This window comes from Faecalicatena sp. Marseille-Q4148, assembly GCA_018228665.1.
Classification (GTDB): Bacteria; Bacillota; Clostridia; order Lachnospirales; family Lachnospiraceae; genus UBA9414.
This window is the reverse complement of record CP073692.1, coordinates 366,702-384,308: the sequence shown is the minus strand read 5'-3', so window position 1 is coordinate 384,308 and position 17,607 is coordinate 366,702. Positions and strand designations below refer to the sequence as shown.

Genomic DNA, 17,607 nt, shown 5'->3' with positions numbered 1-17,607 from the left:
ACAACCATCATTTTCTCCGTTCCATGTTATAATGGAACTATGCTAAACAAAGACTATTATAACGATTTTTTTGAATTAGGGCAACAGAAAATTAACTTCAGTTTCTTCGAATTGTGTTTACCAGACGACGATCCAGTCTATACCCTGAAAAAAGTGATGGAGGAGTTAGATTTTTCTGGCTTATTAGCCAATTGTTCTGATAAGGGAAGAACCGGGTACAACCCAATCATGATGTATGCTGTAGTTACTTACGCAAACATGCGTGGGATAAGAGCTGTTGACCGTATTGTAGAATTATGTGAAAGAGATCTCGCCTTTATCTGGCTTACGAAAGGTCAGAAGCCGAAACGGGATGCTTTTTATGACTTCAAGAATAAGAAACTGACCGCTGATGTACTGGATGAGCTGAATTATCAGTTTCTTCGTCGCCTGCAAAAAGAAGGATTCATCACACTAAAAAATCTTTTTATTGACGGTACAAAAATAGAAGCCAATGCGAACCGTTATACGTTTGTCTGGAGAGGAACAATCAATTATCATCTTGCAGGACTACTGGATACTATTGATTTATTGTATCAAAAGTATAACGTTTTGATTGATGAAAATGAGTATGGCATCAAATATGACATTCCCCATGCACATATGTTCGTGATCGAAGGAATGGAGAAAGTACGGGATGTCATTGAAAAGAACCGAAAAAGAAAACTGACAAAACATAAAAAGTTATCCAATAATACAATCATAGAGATTGACAATTGTTCTCCGTTGGAGATACTGAAGCTCCAAAAAAATCTGATACAGATAGCAGAACAGGAACAGATTACATTTGTTTATGGAAAAGGAAAAAGAAAATCGGAAATCCAGCAGCTTTACGAAGAATTGGAAGCCTGTGGTGAACGTCTTATGGGATATAAAGAGTGTTTTGAGATCATGGGAACAGACAGAAACAGTTATTCCAAAACAGATCTGGAAGCTACTTTTATGCGGATGAAAGAGGATCATATGCTGAACGGGCAATTAAAAGCGGCATATAATGTTCAGATTGCAGTAGAGAATTATTTCATTGTCCAGACTTATGTCAGCAATGATCGGACAGATTATAATACGTTGATTCCGGTTTTGGAAAAACATCAAAAAGCATTTGGGGATATTCTTGAGGAAGTGACAGCAGATAGCGGGTATTGCAGCGAAAGAAACCTACTGTACTTAAAAGAACATAAAATCTCCAGCTATATCAAGCTGCAGGATCATGAAAAACGGAAAACACGTGCGTATACAGAAGAAATCGGAAAGTATTACAACATGAAAACGCAGATATTTGAAGATGAGTTGTATTATATTTGCCATGACGGAAGAGAATTGCATCATATCCGAACAGAAACAAAAGCACAGACTGGTTATACACAAACCTTTGAAGTGTATGGATGTGCAGACTGCAGTGGTTGTGAACATAAAGCAAAATGTCTCTATAAATATGATGCCGAAAAAGATAGAGAGAAAAATAAAGTGATGAAGATCAACGAACAATGGGAAGCTTTGAAAGAAGAATCCCATAAAAACATCCAGAGTGAGAAAGGGATCTTAAATCGTCAGATTCGTTCCATCCAGACAGAGGGACATTTTGGAGACATTAAAGAAAATGACAGTTTCCGCCGATTCAATTACCGGACATCCGAAAAAGTATATAAAGAATTCATGCTGTATGCGATTGGAAGAAATATAAATAAATACCATCGTTTTCTTCATGAAAAAATCCAAAAATTTGAGAAAAAAATCGAAGAAACAGTTGCTTAGAAAATGTGTACGTTTAAATATGCAGGTTGAGGGGTTTTTGTGCCCAAAAATACATACGAAAAAGACAAAATACGAATCTCTCATAGAAGATCAGGTGCGAAAAACACTGATTTCTAAAGGAGATTCGTATTTTGAGATTTAGAGCCTAAAAATCGGTATTAACCGACAGCCCCATTTCTATAAATTCTTCTGCGCTGTTATACGATGAAGCGGCAGCTGATATGCTGCCGCAATTGACATTCTCTCTATCGCTTCAACCAATAATAAATGGTCTCTGCTGCAGCTCCTGTGGCATATTTGTTCTGGAATTCATAAAGCGGCGTCTCTGTCCATGCAGTTCCCGCTATATCCAGATGAATCCACGGAAGCCCTTCTGCAAACGCGCGGATGAATAATCCCGCTGTAATCGTTCCACATACGCTTCCGCCGATATTTTTAATATCTGCCACATCACTTTCAATCATTTTTTCATGCTCTCTGCCAAATGGAAGCAGCCAGTATTTTTCTCCGGATTTTTCGCTTGCCGCCTCAAATTCCTGCCAAAGCCCATGATCATCACACAGTACTCCGGCAATACTGAACCCGAGCATATTCACAACTGCTCCTGTCAATGTTGCGATATCAAGGATTCTCGTCGCACGTTCATGGTGGATGGCATATGTTACTGCATCTGCCAGGATCAAACGTCCTTCCGCATCTGTATTTCCGATTTCAATCGTCTTACCGGAATATGAGGTAATCACATCTCCCGGAAGAAAGCTTCCAGACGAAATTCTATTTTCACAAAGCGGCATTACCGCTGTTACATTTACTTTCTCTTTGCGCTTCGCCAGTGCATAGACTGCCCCTGCAACTGCTGCTGCGCCGGCCATATCTCCCCGAATTCCCGCCATACCGGAAGCCGGTTTCAGACAATAACCGCCTGTATCACATGTAACACCTTTTCCAACAAGCGCTGTTATTTCTTTCTTCAATGGTTCTCCCCGATAGCGCAGGATTACAAGATACGGAGGATATGCGCTTGACTCTCCCACCGCCAAAAGCGCTCCCATTTCCAGCTTACGCATCTCATCTACCGTAACGATTTCCATTTCCACATTCGTATCTTTTACCAATTTCTGGATCTCTTCTGCAAAATCTTCCGGCCGGAGCTTATTCCCCGGACGATTTACCATTTCTCTTGCAAATGTAATTGCCTCAGTAATAACGGCTCCCTCTGCCACACATTGTTTCGCCCGTTCCAGATCTTTTCCCGGGATTCCAATTACCGATACCTGAAATTCTTTTTCTTCCTGCTGTGATTTGTATGTAGGTGCTTCATAAAGACCGAGACAGATTCCTTCTGTACATGCTGTCAGCACAGAGGCATCATTTTCCTCAAGAATCCGGTCCATCAAAATAGAAAACTGATATATTCTTGTCTGCTTCAGCGTTTTACATGCTTTTGCCATCAACTCTTTCAGTATCGTTACATTTGTCAGATCTTCCTTTCCGGTTCCCACAAAAAGAATCCCCTCTTCCTGTGGAAAATAATACGTCTCCAAATATTCTCCGTGGAAAGCTTTTTGCGCCTCTGCGTATTTGGATTCCTGCCAGTTATATTCTTCTCCGGCAAAGATTACCTGTGTTCCGATAATCTTGCCCCAAACAAATTCTATCATCTGCTATTTCCTCCGTTCGTTTCTCTATACTGCTCCTGACTGAATCATGCGAAGCAGCATATCTGCTGTTCCTACATTATATCCTGCTTCTCCATAAATTCCTGTCAAATCATGTCGGAGTACAAGAATAAATGGATACAAACCAGGCTCCCGGAACATTCTGCGAGCCAGCTGTTCTGCCTGTCCATTTCTTTTCTCTGTCAGACAATATACTGACTCCAATGTTTCCCGCAATTTCACATATGTCTGCTGACAAAAATCCTTCTCCTCCGCTACAATATAAACTGGTGTTCCGCCGAATTCTTCTGCACGTTCGATCAGTTCATTAAAAATGTGCTCCGTTGGTTCTTTGCCAGGTTCTGCCCATATATAAATCCCCGCGTGTTTGGCTGCCTGAAAGCTTTCTCCGCTCGCTGTTTGAAAAGAAATCTCCGGCAGCGGTATTTCTGACAACATTTCTGATAATGCTGCTTCTTTTTTCTCCAGAACAACCTCTGTTCGGTTTCCTGCCGTGATCTGCTCATAACGCACTTTTGCAAAGACATTTCCATTTGGCAGACGGTTTGCCGTGCAGATCCGATAAATGCCTTCCGGGACCTCTGTTTCTCTTCCAAGAGCCACTTCCTGGCATACCCGGAACTGACCATTTTTCAGCAAAGCTACACTATAATCTGTACGATACTTCCAGTTCTCTGGACCATTCAGAAAAAGTATTCCTGTCTTTTCTCCTGTCAGCCAGCAGAATGTTTCTCTTTCTTCTTTGCTTCGACAGGCCTGTGCTCGTCCGTCAATCAGAGACAATCTTGCCGGAATTCCCGCACACCGAAGGAGCGCTGTTTTCAAAATCTCCTTTGCCCCCACAGTCCCATAGCCGGATTCCAGACAAGCCTGCGGTGTATTCAAAAGTCCCTTATAGCATTGCGATTCCACTGTCTTTACTCTTGATTCTACATATTGCTCCACCTTCTCCGGATCTGTTTGGAATGTATGCAGATCCTTCTCCGGCACGATTGCTTCCAGTGCTTCCTTCCAACAAGTCAAGCGTTCCAGTCCAATTCTTGGCTGCAGCAAATACTCTTCAAATACCTGCGTTGGATATCTTCCCTCATATTTTCCTGCCCATTCTGCCTGTTTTTCTAAAACAGAAAAAGGGACTTCCCGCAAATCTTTTTCCGGAAGAAGACGCCAGATCTTCTCTATCCATCTATCCATATCCCGCTGCGTTTCCTGATCCCATTCCGAAGATTTTACCGTGTTTTCCCATCGGTCTTTCTCTGCGTTCCAGAAAACCTCGCGTTTTTTCTGCAAATGCCTTGCTGCGGCTGCAAGTTTTTCTTCTGCTGCCTTTGCTTTTTTATTAAGATTCCTGCATCCCGGCGCAAAACATTCCAATGTGTTCCATACGCCTGTCTTCCATGGATTTCTGCGGATCTGAATTTGACATCTCGTATCTTCTTTTACCTGAATCAACTGTTCTCCATAACAGTCACCACAGCGCGCACTGAGCAGCAGCGTTCCAAAGCCTGTATAAAATTCATATTGCCCATACGCATTCGTTTTTCCATTCGCTATCTCAAGAAATGATGCGTAATTCATCACTTCACAGCAAATCTTTGCATCCGTTACAGCCTTTCCTTCCTCATCTATAACTTCTATCCGAAGAAGTGTTGTTTCCCCATAGCGTGAAAGTTCATTTAGCAATATCGCACATCCATCTTCTCCCGCTAATCGTTCCCCTTGACGCTTTGCCTCTTCACTTCCTCCAAAATACGGCGTATGAATCATCATTGCTCTTGAAGATGCTCCGTCAAACCATCCCTGGTCCAGAACTTCTTCCGGTTCACATGCCCCAAGATAATGCCATGTATCTCCGCACCAGACTTCTACCCAGGCATGATTGTCATCGCAGTGCGACCAGTGAGGCGCATAGACTTGCCGCGCCGGAATTCCCGCACTTCGCAGGACATTTACCACAAAGGTAGATTCCTCTCCGCATCGGCCTTCTCCACACCGATATACGCTCATGGCAGATGCCGTACGGTCATCTGCCTGACGGTAGGAAACCTCTCCGGCACACCAATAATTGATTTTCAGGACCGCTTCTGTCATCCTGCTGCCAAGATCATATCCCTCTTCTTTTTCTGCCCCTTCTTTTAAAGATGCCAGCATACACTGCATTTCTTTTCCGAAAAACTTGCGACACGGCTCAATTTCCTCATCGTTTACCCGATGAAACAATACATAGGACGCAAAAAGCTCTTCCGGGATCTTACCGGCAAAAATATCATTTGCCCAAAGCTCTGCTCCCCATTCTGCAAAATCTGCAAATACTTCCACCGGATAGTCCGCCATGTCGCTCAAAGGCATCCTTCCATACAGCACATACAAGGCATCTCTCACATCTCCGGCATATGCGGAAATCTTTTCAGACAGCACTCTCCCAAATGTTCCGAGTTCTGTCATCCGTCTTTGAAAATCCTCAATGATTTTCTTTCTGTATCCTTCTGAAAACATAACTCTCTGCTCCTGTATCCTATCTCTCTGGGTGTTCTTTTGCTTTCTTTTCCAGCTCGTCCAATACGTTTCTTGCTTCCTTCACGTTCTCCTCTGCTGTCTGCCAGATTTCATACTCACTCAGAGACGGTAAGCCCATACTGACTTCTGATTTGCGATATTGCATCTGACTATTCACAACAATTTTTCCTGACATATGATAATCCAGAATTCCAGTCTCTTCATATAGGCTGCGGATCACACCTGCATGAATTCCTCCTCCTGCAAGAATTTGAATTCTTCCATCCGCCTGCTGCTGCAGTTGTTTCAGAAGTTTTGCTCCCTTTGGCGCAGATTCCTGCTGTCCGGACGTTAATATATTGCGGATTCCGAAAGAAACCGCCTGCTCCAGAGCTTCGTGCGGATCCTTACACATGTCAAACGCCCGGTGAAGTGTAACTTCGATTGCTCCCGCTTCTTCCAGGAGATACTTCATTCCTTCTGTATCTAGTGTCCCATCCGGATTCAACATTCCGATTACCACACCATTGGCCCCATGTTCCCGAAACCATCGGATCTCTCTTGCCATCTGTCTGGTCTCTTCTTTTGTATAACAAAAGTCTCCAAAACGAGGCCGGATCAGAACATTTATCCGAGTGTCACAGATTTCTTTTACCTGCTCAAATAAAGCAAAGGAGGGAGTTGTCCCTCCAATAACCAGATTACCACAAAGCTCGAGGCGGTTTGCACCGCCCCGAACAGCATTCTTTACCGATTCCAACGAATCTGTACAACATTCTAATACTCCATATCTCATCTTATACAGCTGTCTCCTTCCACATTTTACGAAATACCGGAATATAACATCCCAATGTCCATACCATCAATAGCGCACATGCAAAAATAATTCCATTTGCAATCTGCTCTGACATCTGCGGAAACAGTAATACAACAAACAGCACAACATAAATCGCTGCCGTGCATACTTTTCCAAACCACATCGCTCCGTCCAGCTTCCGACCGTTGTGCCGGAGCATCAGAAGTCCCATAATTCCCATGAAACCTTCTTTAATGAAAAATAACCCTACAAGAAGCCACATCCATTTGTATTTCATCGTCACACATAAAAATACTGCTCCCTGTGTCAGCTTATCTGCCAACGGATCAAGAAACTTCCCAAGTTCTGTGACCTGATTTAGCTTTCTTGCAATCTTTCCATCGAATAAGTCTGTTAATCCGGAAATTCCAATGGCTGCCGCTGCATAATAATATTCCATCACAGTTTCTGCATGCAGATATAAATATACGAAAACCGGAATCATAATCAGCCTGAAATAGCCGAGCAGATTCGGAATCGTAAACCATTCTTCCCGCTTAAATTTCATATTCTTCTCCTTCCTGCAGCAGAAACCTGATATCCGCCGCCTTTACATACTTCGATACAATGCCGTCAGTATATCAAGCATCTCCTCTTTCTTCATCTTACTGCTGTCAAGGCAGAGATGATACTGCTCCATATCCATCCAATCCTGATCGGTGTAATAATTATAATAATACCGGCGCTGCTTATCCATCTTGCGAATTAACGCCTTCGCCTCTTTCAGATCACACTGCTCCCGCCTCATAACGGTATTAATACGCGCCTCCAGCGGTGCATGGATAAATATACTTTTTACAGAATCACAATCCTTTAAGATTGCATTGGCACATCTTCCAATGATAATACAATCTTCTTTCTCAGCTAATTCCCGAATCAGCTTATCTGTCTCACCAAAAAGCACATCGTTCATTGGCTCAAACCTGAACTTCGGCTCCATCTGGTACTCATCATTTACAGGGTACAGCCACATACTTGCGCGCTTTTCGTCTACTTTCGCCAGTTCCTCATATGGAATGTCTTTTCTCTCAGAAATAATCTTCAAAAGCTGCTTATCATAATAGTGGATGCCAAGCTTCACTGCAAGAGCCTTTCCAATCTCCCGTCCGTCACTTCCATAAGTTCTGTTAATTGTAATGACTCGTTTCATACAAACGTCCCCCTTCCACACCGCTATGCGGATTATATCTAGTTGTGATGTTTGTATTATAACATTTTTTGTATAGATTTACCATAATTCACCTAAAAAAATAAAAAACAGATACCGAATTTCTTCTCTGTATCTGCTAACTTTAACCGTATATACTCTATCCGAATACGCGTCATCTTTGCATCGGAACTTATGATGAAAACAAATCTAAGCAGGACGATAAGCCGGGTTATGTCGTTGGACAATCATCTATCTAGAACTGCCGTTGCCGACAGTTTCAAGCGACCTACCTAAAACGTGACGGGCCGCCACATTGTTTTCGTTCGGTCTTGCTTCGGATGGGGTTTACATGTGCCCCCGCTGTTACCACCGGGGCGGTAGTCTCTTACACTGCCTTTCCACCCTTACCTGAGTCTTCTCAGGCGGTTTATTTCTGTTGCACTGGCCTTAGAGTCACCTCTACCGGACGTTATCCGGCATCCTGCCCTGTGAAGCCCGGACTTTCCTCACCTGCGACCTTTCGGTACATGCAGCCGCGATTGTCTGTCCTACTTAGATTTATTTCTTTCACTGAGTTATTTATTTTACCATAAAATCACTTGATTGTAAACATGCCTGACGTAGAAATTCTGTCATGGCTCTGCTCATGTATTTTCCCTGTTTCCAGTAAAAACAAATGTCTCTTTCTACTTCATCTCCATCCAGCTTATAGTAGATTACGTCCGGATGCGGCGGAACGCGGCGAATCAGTGTATCGCTGACAAACGAAATTCCCATTCCGGAACAAGTAATGTTATAGGAAGTTACCTGTTGATCAAGTTCCAGCACAACTTTCGGTGAAAATCCATGCTCTTTGCAGATTTGAATCGCCCTTTGCCGCGTATCATTCTCCTGTTTCAGAAGAAGAAATGGAGCCTCTTTAAATAATTCCAGCGGAACTGCCTTTGTTCCCTCCTGAAACTTTGTTCCTTTTCCACTTCCATTTGGAATGAGCTGATATGATGCAAGCCCTTCATTCTCTTTTAAATGTCGTGGTACTGCCAGAAGCAGATGCTCTGTCCGATACAGCTGCATACCGAATACAGCTTCATTAAATCGCGAATTGTCCACCACAAGGTCTAACAGCCCTGCTCCAAGAAATTTTTCAAGATTTGCGGTTGTTTCTTCTACTAATTCAATCGTAACCTTCGGAAAACGTTCTGTAAAGCTTCCTATCAGCTTCGGCAGAACATAGGAAGAAAAAAGATTACTTCCTCCAAGCCGCAAATGTCCGGTACGAAGCTCTCCATAATCCGAAATATAATTGGCAAAGCTGTTCTGAACAGCAATAATTTCTTCTACCGCACCGATATAGCGGGCGCCGCATTCGGTCAGTCGAATCGGATTCGTACTCCTGTCGAACACCGGATAGCCGATTTTCTGTTCAATCCGTTTTACATTTGCACTCAGAGAGGGCTGTGAAATAAATAATTTTCTGGCCGCTTTCGAAAAGCTTTTCTCCTTATACACTTCATAAATATATTCCATTCCCTGAAAAATTTCCTCCATCAATTTCTCCCCCGCTTTCGTAATACCGCAAGTGCATTAGTATAGTATAAAAATTATATTTATTATAAAAATATATGTATTTGATTATACTATAGCATCAACGTATACTAAGAGCAAGAAGAAAACCAAAATCTGGAGGAAAGAACGAATTATGGTTACGAAAGTAAATTTGGACGGAAAAAATTATCGTATGGAAAAAGACTCGATCGGCGTGAAAGATGTTCCGGAAAACGTCTACTATGGAGTACATTCTTTGCGCGCTGCCGAGAACTTCCACATCACCGGACTCTATATGCATCCGGAAATTATCCGCAGCCTTGCATATATTAAAAAAGCTTCTGCAATTACTAACTGCGAAGTAGGAACACTGGACAAGTCCATTGCTGAGGCGATCTGCAAAGCATGTGATGAAGTCATTGCAGGTAAATTTCAGCATGATTTTATTGTAGATCCGATTCAGGGCGGCGCAGGTACTTCTTTAAACATGAATGCCAACGAAGTTATTGCCAACCGCGCTATCGAGCTTCTTGGCGGTCAGAAAGGTGACTATTCTATCGTAAACCCAAATGACCATGTAAACTGCGGTCAGTCTACGAACGATGTTATTCCTACTGCCGGAAAAATGACTTCTTTAAGATTGCTTGAAAATTTAAAGAAAGAATTAAAAAGACTTCATGAAGCATTTTGTGAAAAAGCAAGAGAATTTGATCATGTAATTAAGATGGGACGTACTCAGATGCAGGATGCTGTTCCGATTCGTCTCGGTCAGGAATTCCAGGCATATTCTGTTGCTATTATGAGAGATATCCATCGTATGGACAAAGCAATGGACGAAATGCGTACATTAAATATGGGCGGAACAGCTATCGGAACCGGAATCAATGCAGATAAAGGCTATTTAAAACGTATTGTGCCAAATCTATCCGAAATTTCCGGAATGGATTTTGTGCAGGCATTTGACTTAATCGACTCTACACAGAGCCTTGATCCTTTTGTTGCTGTATCCGGTGCAATCAAAGCCTGTGCCGTAACACTTTCTAAGATTGCCAATGACCTTCGTTTGATGTCTTCCGGTCCCAGAGCCGGATTTGGCGAGATTAACCTGCCTGCAAGACAGAACGGTTCTTCTATCATGCCGGGAAAAGTGAATCCGGTTATCCCGGAAGTGGTTAATCAGGTTGCTTTCAATATTATCGGAAATGATATGACAATCACTATGGCTGCTGAAGCAGGACAGTTAGAATTAAATGCATTCGAACCAATTGTATTCTATTGCCTCTTCCAGTCTATTGATACATTGGCATATGCTGTTGAGACTTTCGTTGATAATTGCGTAAAGGGAATCACAGCAAATGAAGAACGTTGTCGTTATCTTGTAGAAAACAGTATCGGTGTCATTACTGCTATCTGCCCTTATGTTGGATATCAGAAAGCTGCTGACATTGCAAAAGCTGCTCTTCAGACAGGTTCTTCCATCCGCGAATTAATTTTAAAAGAACACCTTCTGACAGAAGAAGAATTAAACAAGATCCTTGATCCTGTTAATATGACAGAACCTGGTATTCCGGGAAACAAATAAACCGACAAATCTCATAGAGCATCACAAATAAGAAGGGCCGGCATTTCACGGATTGAGCGTGAAATGTCAGCCCTGTATTTTTATTGTTTTCCTCCATTGATTCCGGAAAGATACTGCTAATCTTCTCTTCTTGTCAGAACTATTTCTTTCAGGATCTGATTCTTCAATTGATATTCTCGCCGTTTCATACACATCTGCCCTGCAAATTTCACAGTTCCTGCCATTCTGGCACATGCCTCATGATATGTCATCACCTCTGGAAGCTTGACATCTCTTAGCGTTCCCAAATCTGTTCCCAGAAGTGCAAAAGTAGTTTTCGGACAAAGAATCATCATACTGTCACGGTGCATCTGTCTGCAGGCTTGTATTAAAAATGGCATTGTAAATGTTTCCGTCAGCTGTTCCATCAGTTTTGGTCCGATCATACTGACCGCCCCTGCTGAATCTGCATAACTAAACCATCTTACCCCTGCTTCTTCTGCCGCTGCTATTACCCGAAGCTCTTCTTGACAGAATTTATCCAATAACTTCTTCATCTGCTCCGGACATTTTCGAAATGCTTTAAAAATAGTTCGAATATCAATTAGGGAATTGCATATCGTAAGCGGTCCTGACAAGTTAAATACTACTTTTTCTCCATTCTGAGTAAGCTTTCTGCAAGCCCTTAACGTTTCCCCCATTCGGCCACTTTCAAGCTGCATTTGCGGCAGCGCCAGCAGCTCCTCCACAGTCTCACAACAATACTTTCCTACCCGGGGCGGCGTTGTTCCATCACCGAGACGAATGTCCGCACCAAGCGCTTCTGCTTCAAGTGTATGGCAAAATGGCATTTCACAAAATACATCTCCACTGCTTTTTTTATAAAATTTTGCCAGTTTTATCATTTCTTCCTGTTGGATATAAGCCTCCGGAAATACACATCCTGCCTTCAGCGCGTCTTCTTTTTGACGCCCATCCAGATTCTCCGGCTCACAATGAAATTCCGTAATTTTTCTCATGACTCTGACACTCCCTCATCAATGATCAGCTTATCTGAATCTGCCGCTGTCGTTGCCAGCGTATCACATCTTTCATTCTGCGGATGCCCATCGTGCCCCTTTACCCAATAAAATGTTACGCGGTGGTTTTCTTTTGCCTTCAGAAGTCTTTTCCATAAATCTACATTCTTTACCGGTTCATTTTTCCCCCGCTTCCAGCCCTTTTTGAGCCATCCGTCAATCCAGTGCTGATTAAAAGCATCCACGACATATTTAGAATCGGAATAAAGCTCTACTTCACATGGGCGGTTCAACGCTTCTAACCCCGCAATAACTGCCATCAATTCCATCCGGTTATTTGTTGTTCGCACATACCCCTGAGATAACTCTTTCACATGCAGAGTTCCTTTTGAATCTACATATTCCAACACAGTTCCATAACCTCCCGGTCCATCCGGATTTCCTCTGGCTGCACCATCCGTATAAATCTGAACTTTCATATTGCCTCCTTTTATCTCACTACGATTCTGCAAGAATCCATTCCCCACTCTTTAAAAATTCCTCTGCGGTTGCATCTGCTCTGCGGATAATCTCTTCGTCATATCCGATCATGCCAAGCAGACGAATTGCATTTCTTGAAGTCGCACGTCCCGGATATAAAATATAGTCAAAGAGAATATCATTTTCCACGATCTCTTCCTGAAAATGATAATTATCATAATCGGCTTCCAACATTTGCGTCAACTCGATATCGTGTGTTGCCGCAAAGCAAAGTACATTATTTCCTGCCAGACTCTTTAAGATCTGTGCAGATGCTGCAATACGCTCTACGGTATTCGTTCCTCGAAGTACCTCATCAATAAAACAAAGTACCGGCACTTCCCCATTTGTCTCATTTAGAATTCTCTTTAATGACTTGATTTCTACAATATAATAACTTTCCTGACTGTCAAGATCGTCCCGCAGCGCCATTGAAGAGTACACGCGAAAGAAATTTGTCCGATAGGTATGTGCAAGGCAGGTATGGATTGTCTGTGCCAGGATTCCGTTGATCGCAATGGTTTTTAAAAATGTGGATTTTCCTGAAGCATTTGAACCTGTAATCAGTACCCCTTTCTTCGTACGGATTGTATTCGCTACCGGATCCCGGATCATTGGATGATACACATCTTCTGCTTCCAGTTCTGTTCCCTGATCCTTCAGAAATTCCGGCAGTACATAAAACGGAAGACTTTCCCGATAAGAAGCGATTGCAATATGTGCTTCCAACATTCCGAGAAGATCCATCAACCTGTAGATTTCCCGGCTTTTCTTCTGCACCTCTCCCAGCATCTGATTGAATACAATCAAATCAATATGAAACAACATACGAATATAATCTGCAAACACATCAAGCGCTGATCCTGACATTTTGTCTCCGCCTGCAATCCATCCTGATTTTTTCTGAAACGCCCCGAAACTTTTTCGGATTTCTCTGATTTCATTTATGTATGAAGAAATTTCAGTATCTTCTATACGGCTAATCTTCTCTCCTGCCTTCAGCATCCGGATCAAATGGACAAATGTCACGATGTATGGTTCGATTTCTCCCCGCTGTTTATAATAAACCCGGATATTAACTCCTATATCTGCAAGCAATATGAGAAATCCTACCGCTGGATTCAGAAAGCATCCAACTGCACAGAGCAGAAAAATAAAAATGGACAGATAATGCGGCATATTGCTTTTTGGCTTCAGCGACTCCAATGTCTGGATATAATCACAGATAGATACCTTCTTCGTTCGGCCAATTTCAAAATACTGCATCTGTAATTCCGTGCGGACCGTTTTTGCTTCTGCAAAATGCCTGATCAGCCGTTCTCTTTCCTGCATGTTTTCTTCCGACATTTCCGGTGTTCTTAACATATAATAAAGATATTCCTGTCCGACAGAAGAATATGTACGGTTCAGCATACAGAACACTCGATCCATATCCAAATCATTCCAGGTAATATCATCAATCACATGACTTTTTTCTTCTTGGCGTTTTAGTTTATTCTGATAATAGTGTGCAATATTTTCTAATTCTCCGCTGATATATTCCCTGTCCGGAACATTTCCCCACTCCCGCTCAATCTTTCTTCTGCGATTCAGGAGATTGGCACGGCGACTCGCCGACATAACACTGTAAAGAATCAGAAGAACGGCAAGCACACTTCCTGTAATTAAAATGTCTGTTCCCATAGGTTCTCTCCTTTTTGTACACTTTTCGCTAATGCGATAAGTGATTCCAATGTTGCCTCCTTTGCAGTCAATGTTTTCATGCCAAATGCTCTGGCTGCTTTTTCTGTCTGCTTCCCTATGCAAAATGCATGCACCTGTCCGAGTTCTATCCCCTCTGCTGCATTGACAAATCCCCGGACAGTAGAAGCGCTTGTAAACATCGCATAGGTTCTTTCGTAGGAAAATTCTCGCCGAAGATCAATATATGCATAACGCTCTTCTTCAATCTCGTAGAGCGGCGCATCTGTAATCTGCACCTGTTCTGCGCGCATCAGTTCCTCTAAAAGCTGAGGATTTCCCTGCGCCGCCCGTGCAATCAGCACTTTTTCCCCGGCTTTTACCTTTTCTGCCAGAAGCCGGCCAAGATGAACTCCATCGTATCTATCCGGAATGAGATCCGCATACCATCCATGTGTTTCCATGATACTGGCTGTTCCTGTTCCGATACATGCCAGTTTTAAATGAGATAATGTTCTCATATCGATTCTTTGTTCTCTCAGAAACTTCATCCACTGCTCTGCTCCGCTCGGACTTGTCAGTACAAGCCACCGATAGGTATCTATTTCCGCAAGCGCTTTTTCAAGCACCTCAGTATTTTGGGCCGGACGCACTGCTATAGCAGGAAATTCAAACACCTCAGCTCCCTCTTCTCTTAGCATCTGAGAAAGCCTTCCCTGCCTTTCTCTTGGTCTTGTCACAATAATCCGCATTCCGGACAGAGGACGTTTCTCATACCAGGACATTTCTGACAAGCCGCACACATCTCCCACAAGAATGATTGCCGGGGAGGTAATCTGTTCTTCTTTTGCCCGTCCTGCAAGTTTAGAAAGCGGCGCACACACTTTGCGCTGAGCTGCCGTTGTTCCCTTCTCTAGCACTGCTGATGGTGTATTCGGATTCATCCCCGCTTTCAGAAGTCCTTCTGTCACTTCCGGAAGTGAAGTCACACCCATTAAAAACACAAGCGTTCCTCCCATAGTTACAAGCGATTCAAATTCCTTTTCTGCAATTCCTCCTGCCTTTTTATGTGCCGTTACAATATGAAGAGAGGACGCCATATTTCTATGTGTAACAGGGATCCCTGCATACGCTGCAACAGAAATCGCTGATGTAATTCCCGGAACGATCTCATATGGAACCCCTTCTTTCAAAAGCAACTCTATCTCTTCTGCCCCTCGTCCAAATACAAACGGATCCCCACCTTTTAATCGTACTACCTTTTTTCCTGATTTTGCCTCCCGCAATAAAATCTCATTAATCTCCTCCTGAGGAATCGGATGATGTCCGGAACGTTTGCCCACATCAATATATTCTGCATCTTTTCTTCCGTACATTAGAATTCCCTGCCCAACAAGCCGGTCAAATACAATCACATCTGCTTCTTCCAGAAGGCGTTTTCCCTTTACTGTAATCAATTCCACATCGGAAGGACCGGCTCCTACAAGCCATACCTTTCCCTGCTGTCTATCTTTTTTTGTTTCGCAATTCATCTGCAAGTTCGACTCCTATCTTTTCTGCATCCTCATAACTTCCATAAATTTTTCCAATCCGGTATTCGTTCGCACCTTGTTCTGCATATAGACCTGTAAGACAAATTCCCTGCCCGCTTTCTTTCGCATAGGCTGCCACAGGAGAAGAACACCCTCCATCCAGTGTTCTTACGAAAGCTCTCTCACTTTCTGCGATCCGAGCCAGTCTTTCATCCCATAGACAGCTCGTAAACTCCTGCATCTCTTCTCTTCCTTGTACTGCTAAAATGCCCTGTCCCGCTGCCGGGATCAGCTCTTCCACAGAAAAGTATTTTGCAATCCGTTTCTCCAGTCCAAGCCGTTTCAACCCTGCCGCCGCAAGAACAAGAGCGCCGTACTCACCACTTTCAAGCTTTGCAAGCCGTGTCTGTACATTGCCCCGAATCCACTGCACCGTAATCCCCGGGAAAAGCTGCTCTAAAAGCAGTTTACGCCGCAGGCTGCTGCACCCTACCGGAAGCGACTGATCCCACTGGTCTGTTCCTTCCGGCAGGACAAGGGCATCTCTCGGATCCTGCCGATCCAAATATGCAAGAAGAGGAAGTTCTTCCGGTATTTCCATCGGCATATCCTTCAGACTGTGAACCGTCAGATCTACTTCTCCGGAAAGGAGCGCCCGATCCAGTTCTTTTACAAAAAGTCCCTTTCCTCCCACCTTATCCAGCGTCTTATGTAATATGATATCTCCGGTTGTTTTCATCGTCACCAGTTCATAGACATACTCCGGATAGCAGCGCTTTAATTGCTGTATAACGATTTCTGATTGTGCGACAGCCAGTTTACTCTCTCTGCTGCCGATCCTGATTATTTTTTTCATCTGCTTTCTCCAAACATTTTCGTATCATTGCCGCTTTTTCAGCCACATCTCTATGATTTTTCCCATTTCCGGTTATTCCTACTACCACTTCTTCTGAAGATGCTATTGCCGGAAAATAAAAATCACACATAGATGCATTCGATGCATTATTGACTGGCACATTTCTCCTCTTGCAAAGACGCGCAATCTGCTCATTCACTTCCGAATCACCCGTTGCTGCCAATACAAAAAACCAGTTCTCCGCCAGATCTTCCTCTTCAAAAGCTTTCTTTCGAATCTGAAGATTCCCATTATGGCACAGCATCTCCCACGCTTCCAGAAGATCAGTCGGAATTTCTCTTGTGATCACAGTTATTTCTGTATGAAAAAATTGTAATGTCCGAACCCTGCGAAGCGCAATCTTCCCGGCACCGAACACTACAATTTTCTTTCCCTCAAGATTTATAAACAGCGGAAAATACGGTGTTTCCTGCATCTATTCTCCCTCCACAAGTGTAAAACTGTCACCTGCAGAAATGATTCCTCCGTGGAGTACAACACAAAATACACCTTCTCTTGGCATAATACAGTCTCCCATTTTCTGAAAAATCTCGCAGCCATGGTGACATTCTTTCCCGATCTGAGTCATCTCAAGAAGAACCTCGTTGCATTGAAACCGGCTTCCGATCGGAAGATTTTTAAAATCATACCCTTCCACAACAATGTTTTCTCCAAATGCACCAAACGCAACTTCCGCACCTTTCTTTCGGAATTCTTCTATCTTTTCATAGGATAATAAACTCACCTGGCGATGCCATTTTCCTGCATGAGCATCTCCTTTTATTCCCCAGTCCTCAAGAAATTCTGCTGTCTTTTGATCCTGCTTTTGTGTCCCTTTTTCTTTACTGATACAAACTGCTTTTACGATTCCCATTTCTATA

Annotated in this window: 15 protein-coding genes and 1 other RNA gene; 2 read left to right on the top strand and 14 right to left on the bottom strand. The window is 43.1% G+C overall.

Annotation, left to right across the window (positions count from 1 at the left end):
* The first annotated feature begins 39 nt into the window (after nucleotides 1–39).
* On the top strand, nucleotides 40–1,794 hold the full coding sequence (locus tag KFE17_01830) for an IS1182 family transposase (protein QUO33588.1): 1,755 nt from the start codon (nucleotides 40–42) through the stop codon (nucleotides 1,792–1,794).
* 245 nt (nucleotides 1,795–2,039) lie between these two features.
* Here the strand turns inward: KFE17_01830 and KFE17_01825 are convergent, their stop codons facing one another.
* The 7 genes from KFE17_01825 to KFE17_01795 all read right to left on the bottom strand — a co-directional run bounded on the left by KFE17_01825 (nucleotide 2,040) and on the right by KFE17_01795 (nucleotide 9,514).
* Nucleotides 2,040–3,455, bottom strand: coding sequence for a leucyl aminopeptidase (locus tag KFE17_01825; protein QUO32518.1), 1,416 nt, complete (start codon nucleotides 3,453–3,455; stop codon nucleotides 2,040–2,042).
* 24 nt (nucleotides 3,456–3,479) lie between these two features.
* Nucleotides 3,480–5,969: a transglutaminase domain-containing protein gene (locus tag KFE17_01820; protein ID QUO32517.1), complete on the bottom strand. Its 2,490-nt coding sequence runs from the start codon at nucleotides 5,967–5,969 to the stop codon at nucleotides 3,480–3,482.
* 19 nt (nucleotides 5,970–5,988) lie between these two features.
* Entirely contained in the window at nucleotides 5,989–6,765 is a 777-nt protein-coding gene (locus tag KFE17_01815) for a copper homeostasis protein CutC (GenBank protein QUO32516.1), read from the bottom strand.
* Between the two features lies 1 nt (nucleotide 6,766).
* Nucleotides 6,767–7,333, bottom strand: coding sequence for a CDP-alcohol phosphatidyltransferase family protein (locus tag KFE17_01810; protein QUO32515.1), 567 nt, complete (start codon nucleotides 7,331–7,333; stop codon nucleotides 6,767–6,769).
* A 42-nt stretch (nucleotides 7,334–7,375) separates the two neighbouring features.
* Entirely contained in the window at nucleotides 7,376–7,975 is a 600-nt protein-coding gene (locus KFE17_01805; protein QUO32514.1) for a cytidylate kinase-like family protein, read from the bottom strand.
* Between the two features lie 204 nt (nucleotides 7,976–8,179).
* Nucleotides 8,180–8,530, bottom strand: an RNA gene (gene rnpB / locus KFE17_01800) — RNase P RNA component class A.
* Nucleotides 8,531–8,554: 24 nt separating this feature from the next.
* Nucleotides 8,555–9,514: a LysR family transcriptional regulator gene (locus KFE17_01795; protein ID QUO33587.1), complete on the bottom strand. Its 960-nt coding sequence runs from the start codon at nucleotides 9,512–9,514 to the stop codon at nucleotides 8,555–8,557.
* Between the two features lie 160 nt (nucleotides 9,515–9,674).
* Here KFE17_01795 and KFE17_01790 point away from each other — a divergent pair, with 160 nt between their 5' ends.
* Nucleotides 9,675–11,102: an aspartate ammonia-lyase gene (locus KFE17_01790; protein QUO32513.1), complete on the top strand. Its 1,428-nt coding sequence runs from the start codon at nucleotides 9,675–9,677 to the stop codon at nucleotides 11,100–11,102.
* Between the two features lie 116 nt (nucleotides 11,103–11,218).
* On the opposite strand, the gene KFE17_01785 is transcribed toward KFE17_01790, so the two are convergent.
* From KFE17_01785 to KFE17_01755, 7 genes are read right to left on the bottom strand one after another with little or no spacing between them, the layout of a single operon-like run.
* Nucleotides 11,219–12,100 (bottom strand): methylcobamide--CoM methyltransferase, encoded by an 882-nt coding sequence (locus KFE17_01785; GenBank protein ID QUO32512.1) that lies wholly within the window; start codon nucleotides 12,098–12,100, stop codon nucleotides 11,219–11,221.
* Complete coding sequence (gene rnhA, locus KFE17_01780; protein ID QUO32511.1) at nucleotides 12,097–12,579, bottom strand: ribonuclease HI; 483 nt, start codon at nucleotides 12,577–12,579, stop codon at nucleotides 12,097–12,099. Before rnhA ends, KFE17_01785 begins: the two co-directional genes overlap by 4 nt.
* Nucleotides 12,580–12,598: 19 nt before the next feature.
* Nucleotides 12,599–14,302 carry a hypothetical protein gene (locus KFE17_01775; GenBank protein ID QUO32510.1) on the bottom strand — a complete coding sequence of 568 codons (1,704 nt, stop codon included), beginning with the start codon at nucleotides 14,300–14,302 and terminating at the stop codon, nucleotides 12,599–12,601.
* Nucleotides 14,284–15,831, bottom strand: coding sequence for a uroporphyrinogen-III C-methyltransferase (cobA, locus tag KFE17_01770; GenBank protein ID QUO32509.1), 1,548 nt, complete (start codon nucleotides 15,829–15,831; stop codon nucleotides 14,284–14,286). The genes KFE17_01775 and cobA overlap by 19 nt, the downstream gene beginning before the upstream one ends.
* The gene (gene hemC / locus KFE17_01765) at nucleotides 15,806–16,687 is read right to left on the bottom strand and encodes a hydroxymethylbilane synthase (GenBank protein QUO32508.1); all 882 of its coding nucleotides are present in this window, start codon (nucleotides 16,685–16,687) and stop codon (nucleotides 15,806–15,808) included. The genes cobA and hemC overlap by 26 nt, the downstream gene beginning before the upstream one ends.
* Nucleotides 16,650–17,162 (bottom strand): bifunctional precorrin-2 dehydrogenase/sirohydrochlorin ferrochelatase, encoded by a 513-nt coding sequence (locus KFE17_01760; GenBank protein QUO32507.1) that lies wholly within the window; start codon nucleotides 17,160–17,162, stop codon nucleotides 16,650–16,652. Before KFE17_01760 ends, hemC begins: the two co-directional genes overlap by 38 nt.
* Entirely contained in the window at nucleotides 17,163–17,600 is a 438-nt protein-coding gene (locus KFE17_01755; GenBank protein ID QUO32506.1) for an MOSC domain-containing protein, read from the bottom strand.
* Nucleotides 17,601–17,607: the final 7 nt, after the last annotated feature.

Bases quoted from the DNA above. Each gene is read 5' to 3' on its own strand.
- KFE17_01810 (QUO32515.1), bottom strand. From the start codon at position 7,333: ATGAAATTTAAGCGGGAAGAATGGTTTACGATTCCGAATCTGCTCGGC.
- cobA (QUO32509.1), bottom strand. From the start codon at position 15,831: ATGAATTGCGAAACAAAAAAAGATAGACAGCAGGGAAAGGTATGGCTT.
- KFE17_01815 (QUO32516.1), bottom strand. From the start codon at position 6,765: ATGAGATATGGAGTATTAGAATGTTGTACAGATTCGTTGGAATCGGTA.
- hemC (QUO32508.1), bottom strand. From the start codon at position 16,687: ATGAAAAAAATAATCAGGATCGGCAGCAGAGAGAGTAAACTGGCTGTC.
- KFE17_01805 (QUO32514.1), bottom strand. From the start codon at position 7,975: ATGAAACGAGTCATTACAATTAACAGAACTTATGGAAGTGACGGACGG.
- KFE17_01820 (QUO32517.1), bottom strand. From the start codon at position 5,969: ATGTTTTCAGAAGGATACAGAAAGAAAATCATTGAGGATTTTCAAAGA.
- KFE17_01755 (QUO32506.1), bottom strand. From the start codon at position 17,600: ATGGGAATCGTAAAAGCAGTTTGTATCAGTAAAGAAAAAGGGACACAA.
- KFE17_01830 (QUO33588.1), top strand. From the start codon at position 40: ATGCTAAACAAAGACTATTATAACGATTTTTTTGAATTAGGGCAACAG.
- KFE17_01790 (QUO32513.1), top strand. From the start codon at position 9,675: ATGGTTACGAAAGTAAATTTGGACGGAAAAAATTATCGTATGGAAAAA.
- KFE17_01760 (QUO32507.1), bottom strand. From the start codon at position 17,162: ATGCAGGAAACACCGTATTTTCCGCTGTTTATAAATCTTGAGGGAAAG.
- KFE17_01825 (QUO32518.1), bottom strand. From the start codon at position 3,455: ATGATAGAATTTGTTTGGGGCAAGATTATCGGAACACAGGTAATCTTT.
- KFE17_01775 (QUO32510.1), bottom strand. From the start codon at position 14,302: ATGGGAACAGACATTTTAATTACAGGAAGTGTGCTTGCCGTTCTTCTG.
- rnhA (QUO32511.1), bottom strand. From the start codon at position 12,579: ATGAAAGTTCAGATTTATACGGATGGTGCAGCCAGAGGAAATCCGGAT.
- KFE17_01785 (QUO32512.1), bottom strand. From the start codon at position 12,100: ATGAGAAAAATTACGGAATTTCATTGTGAGCCGGAGAATCTGGATGGG.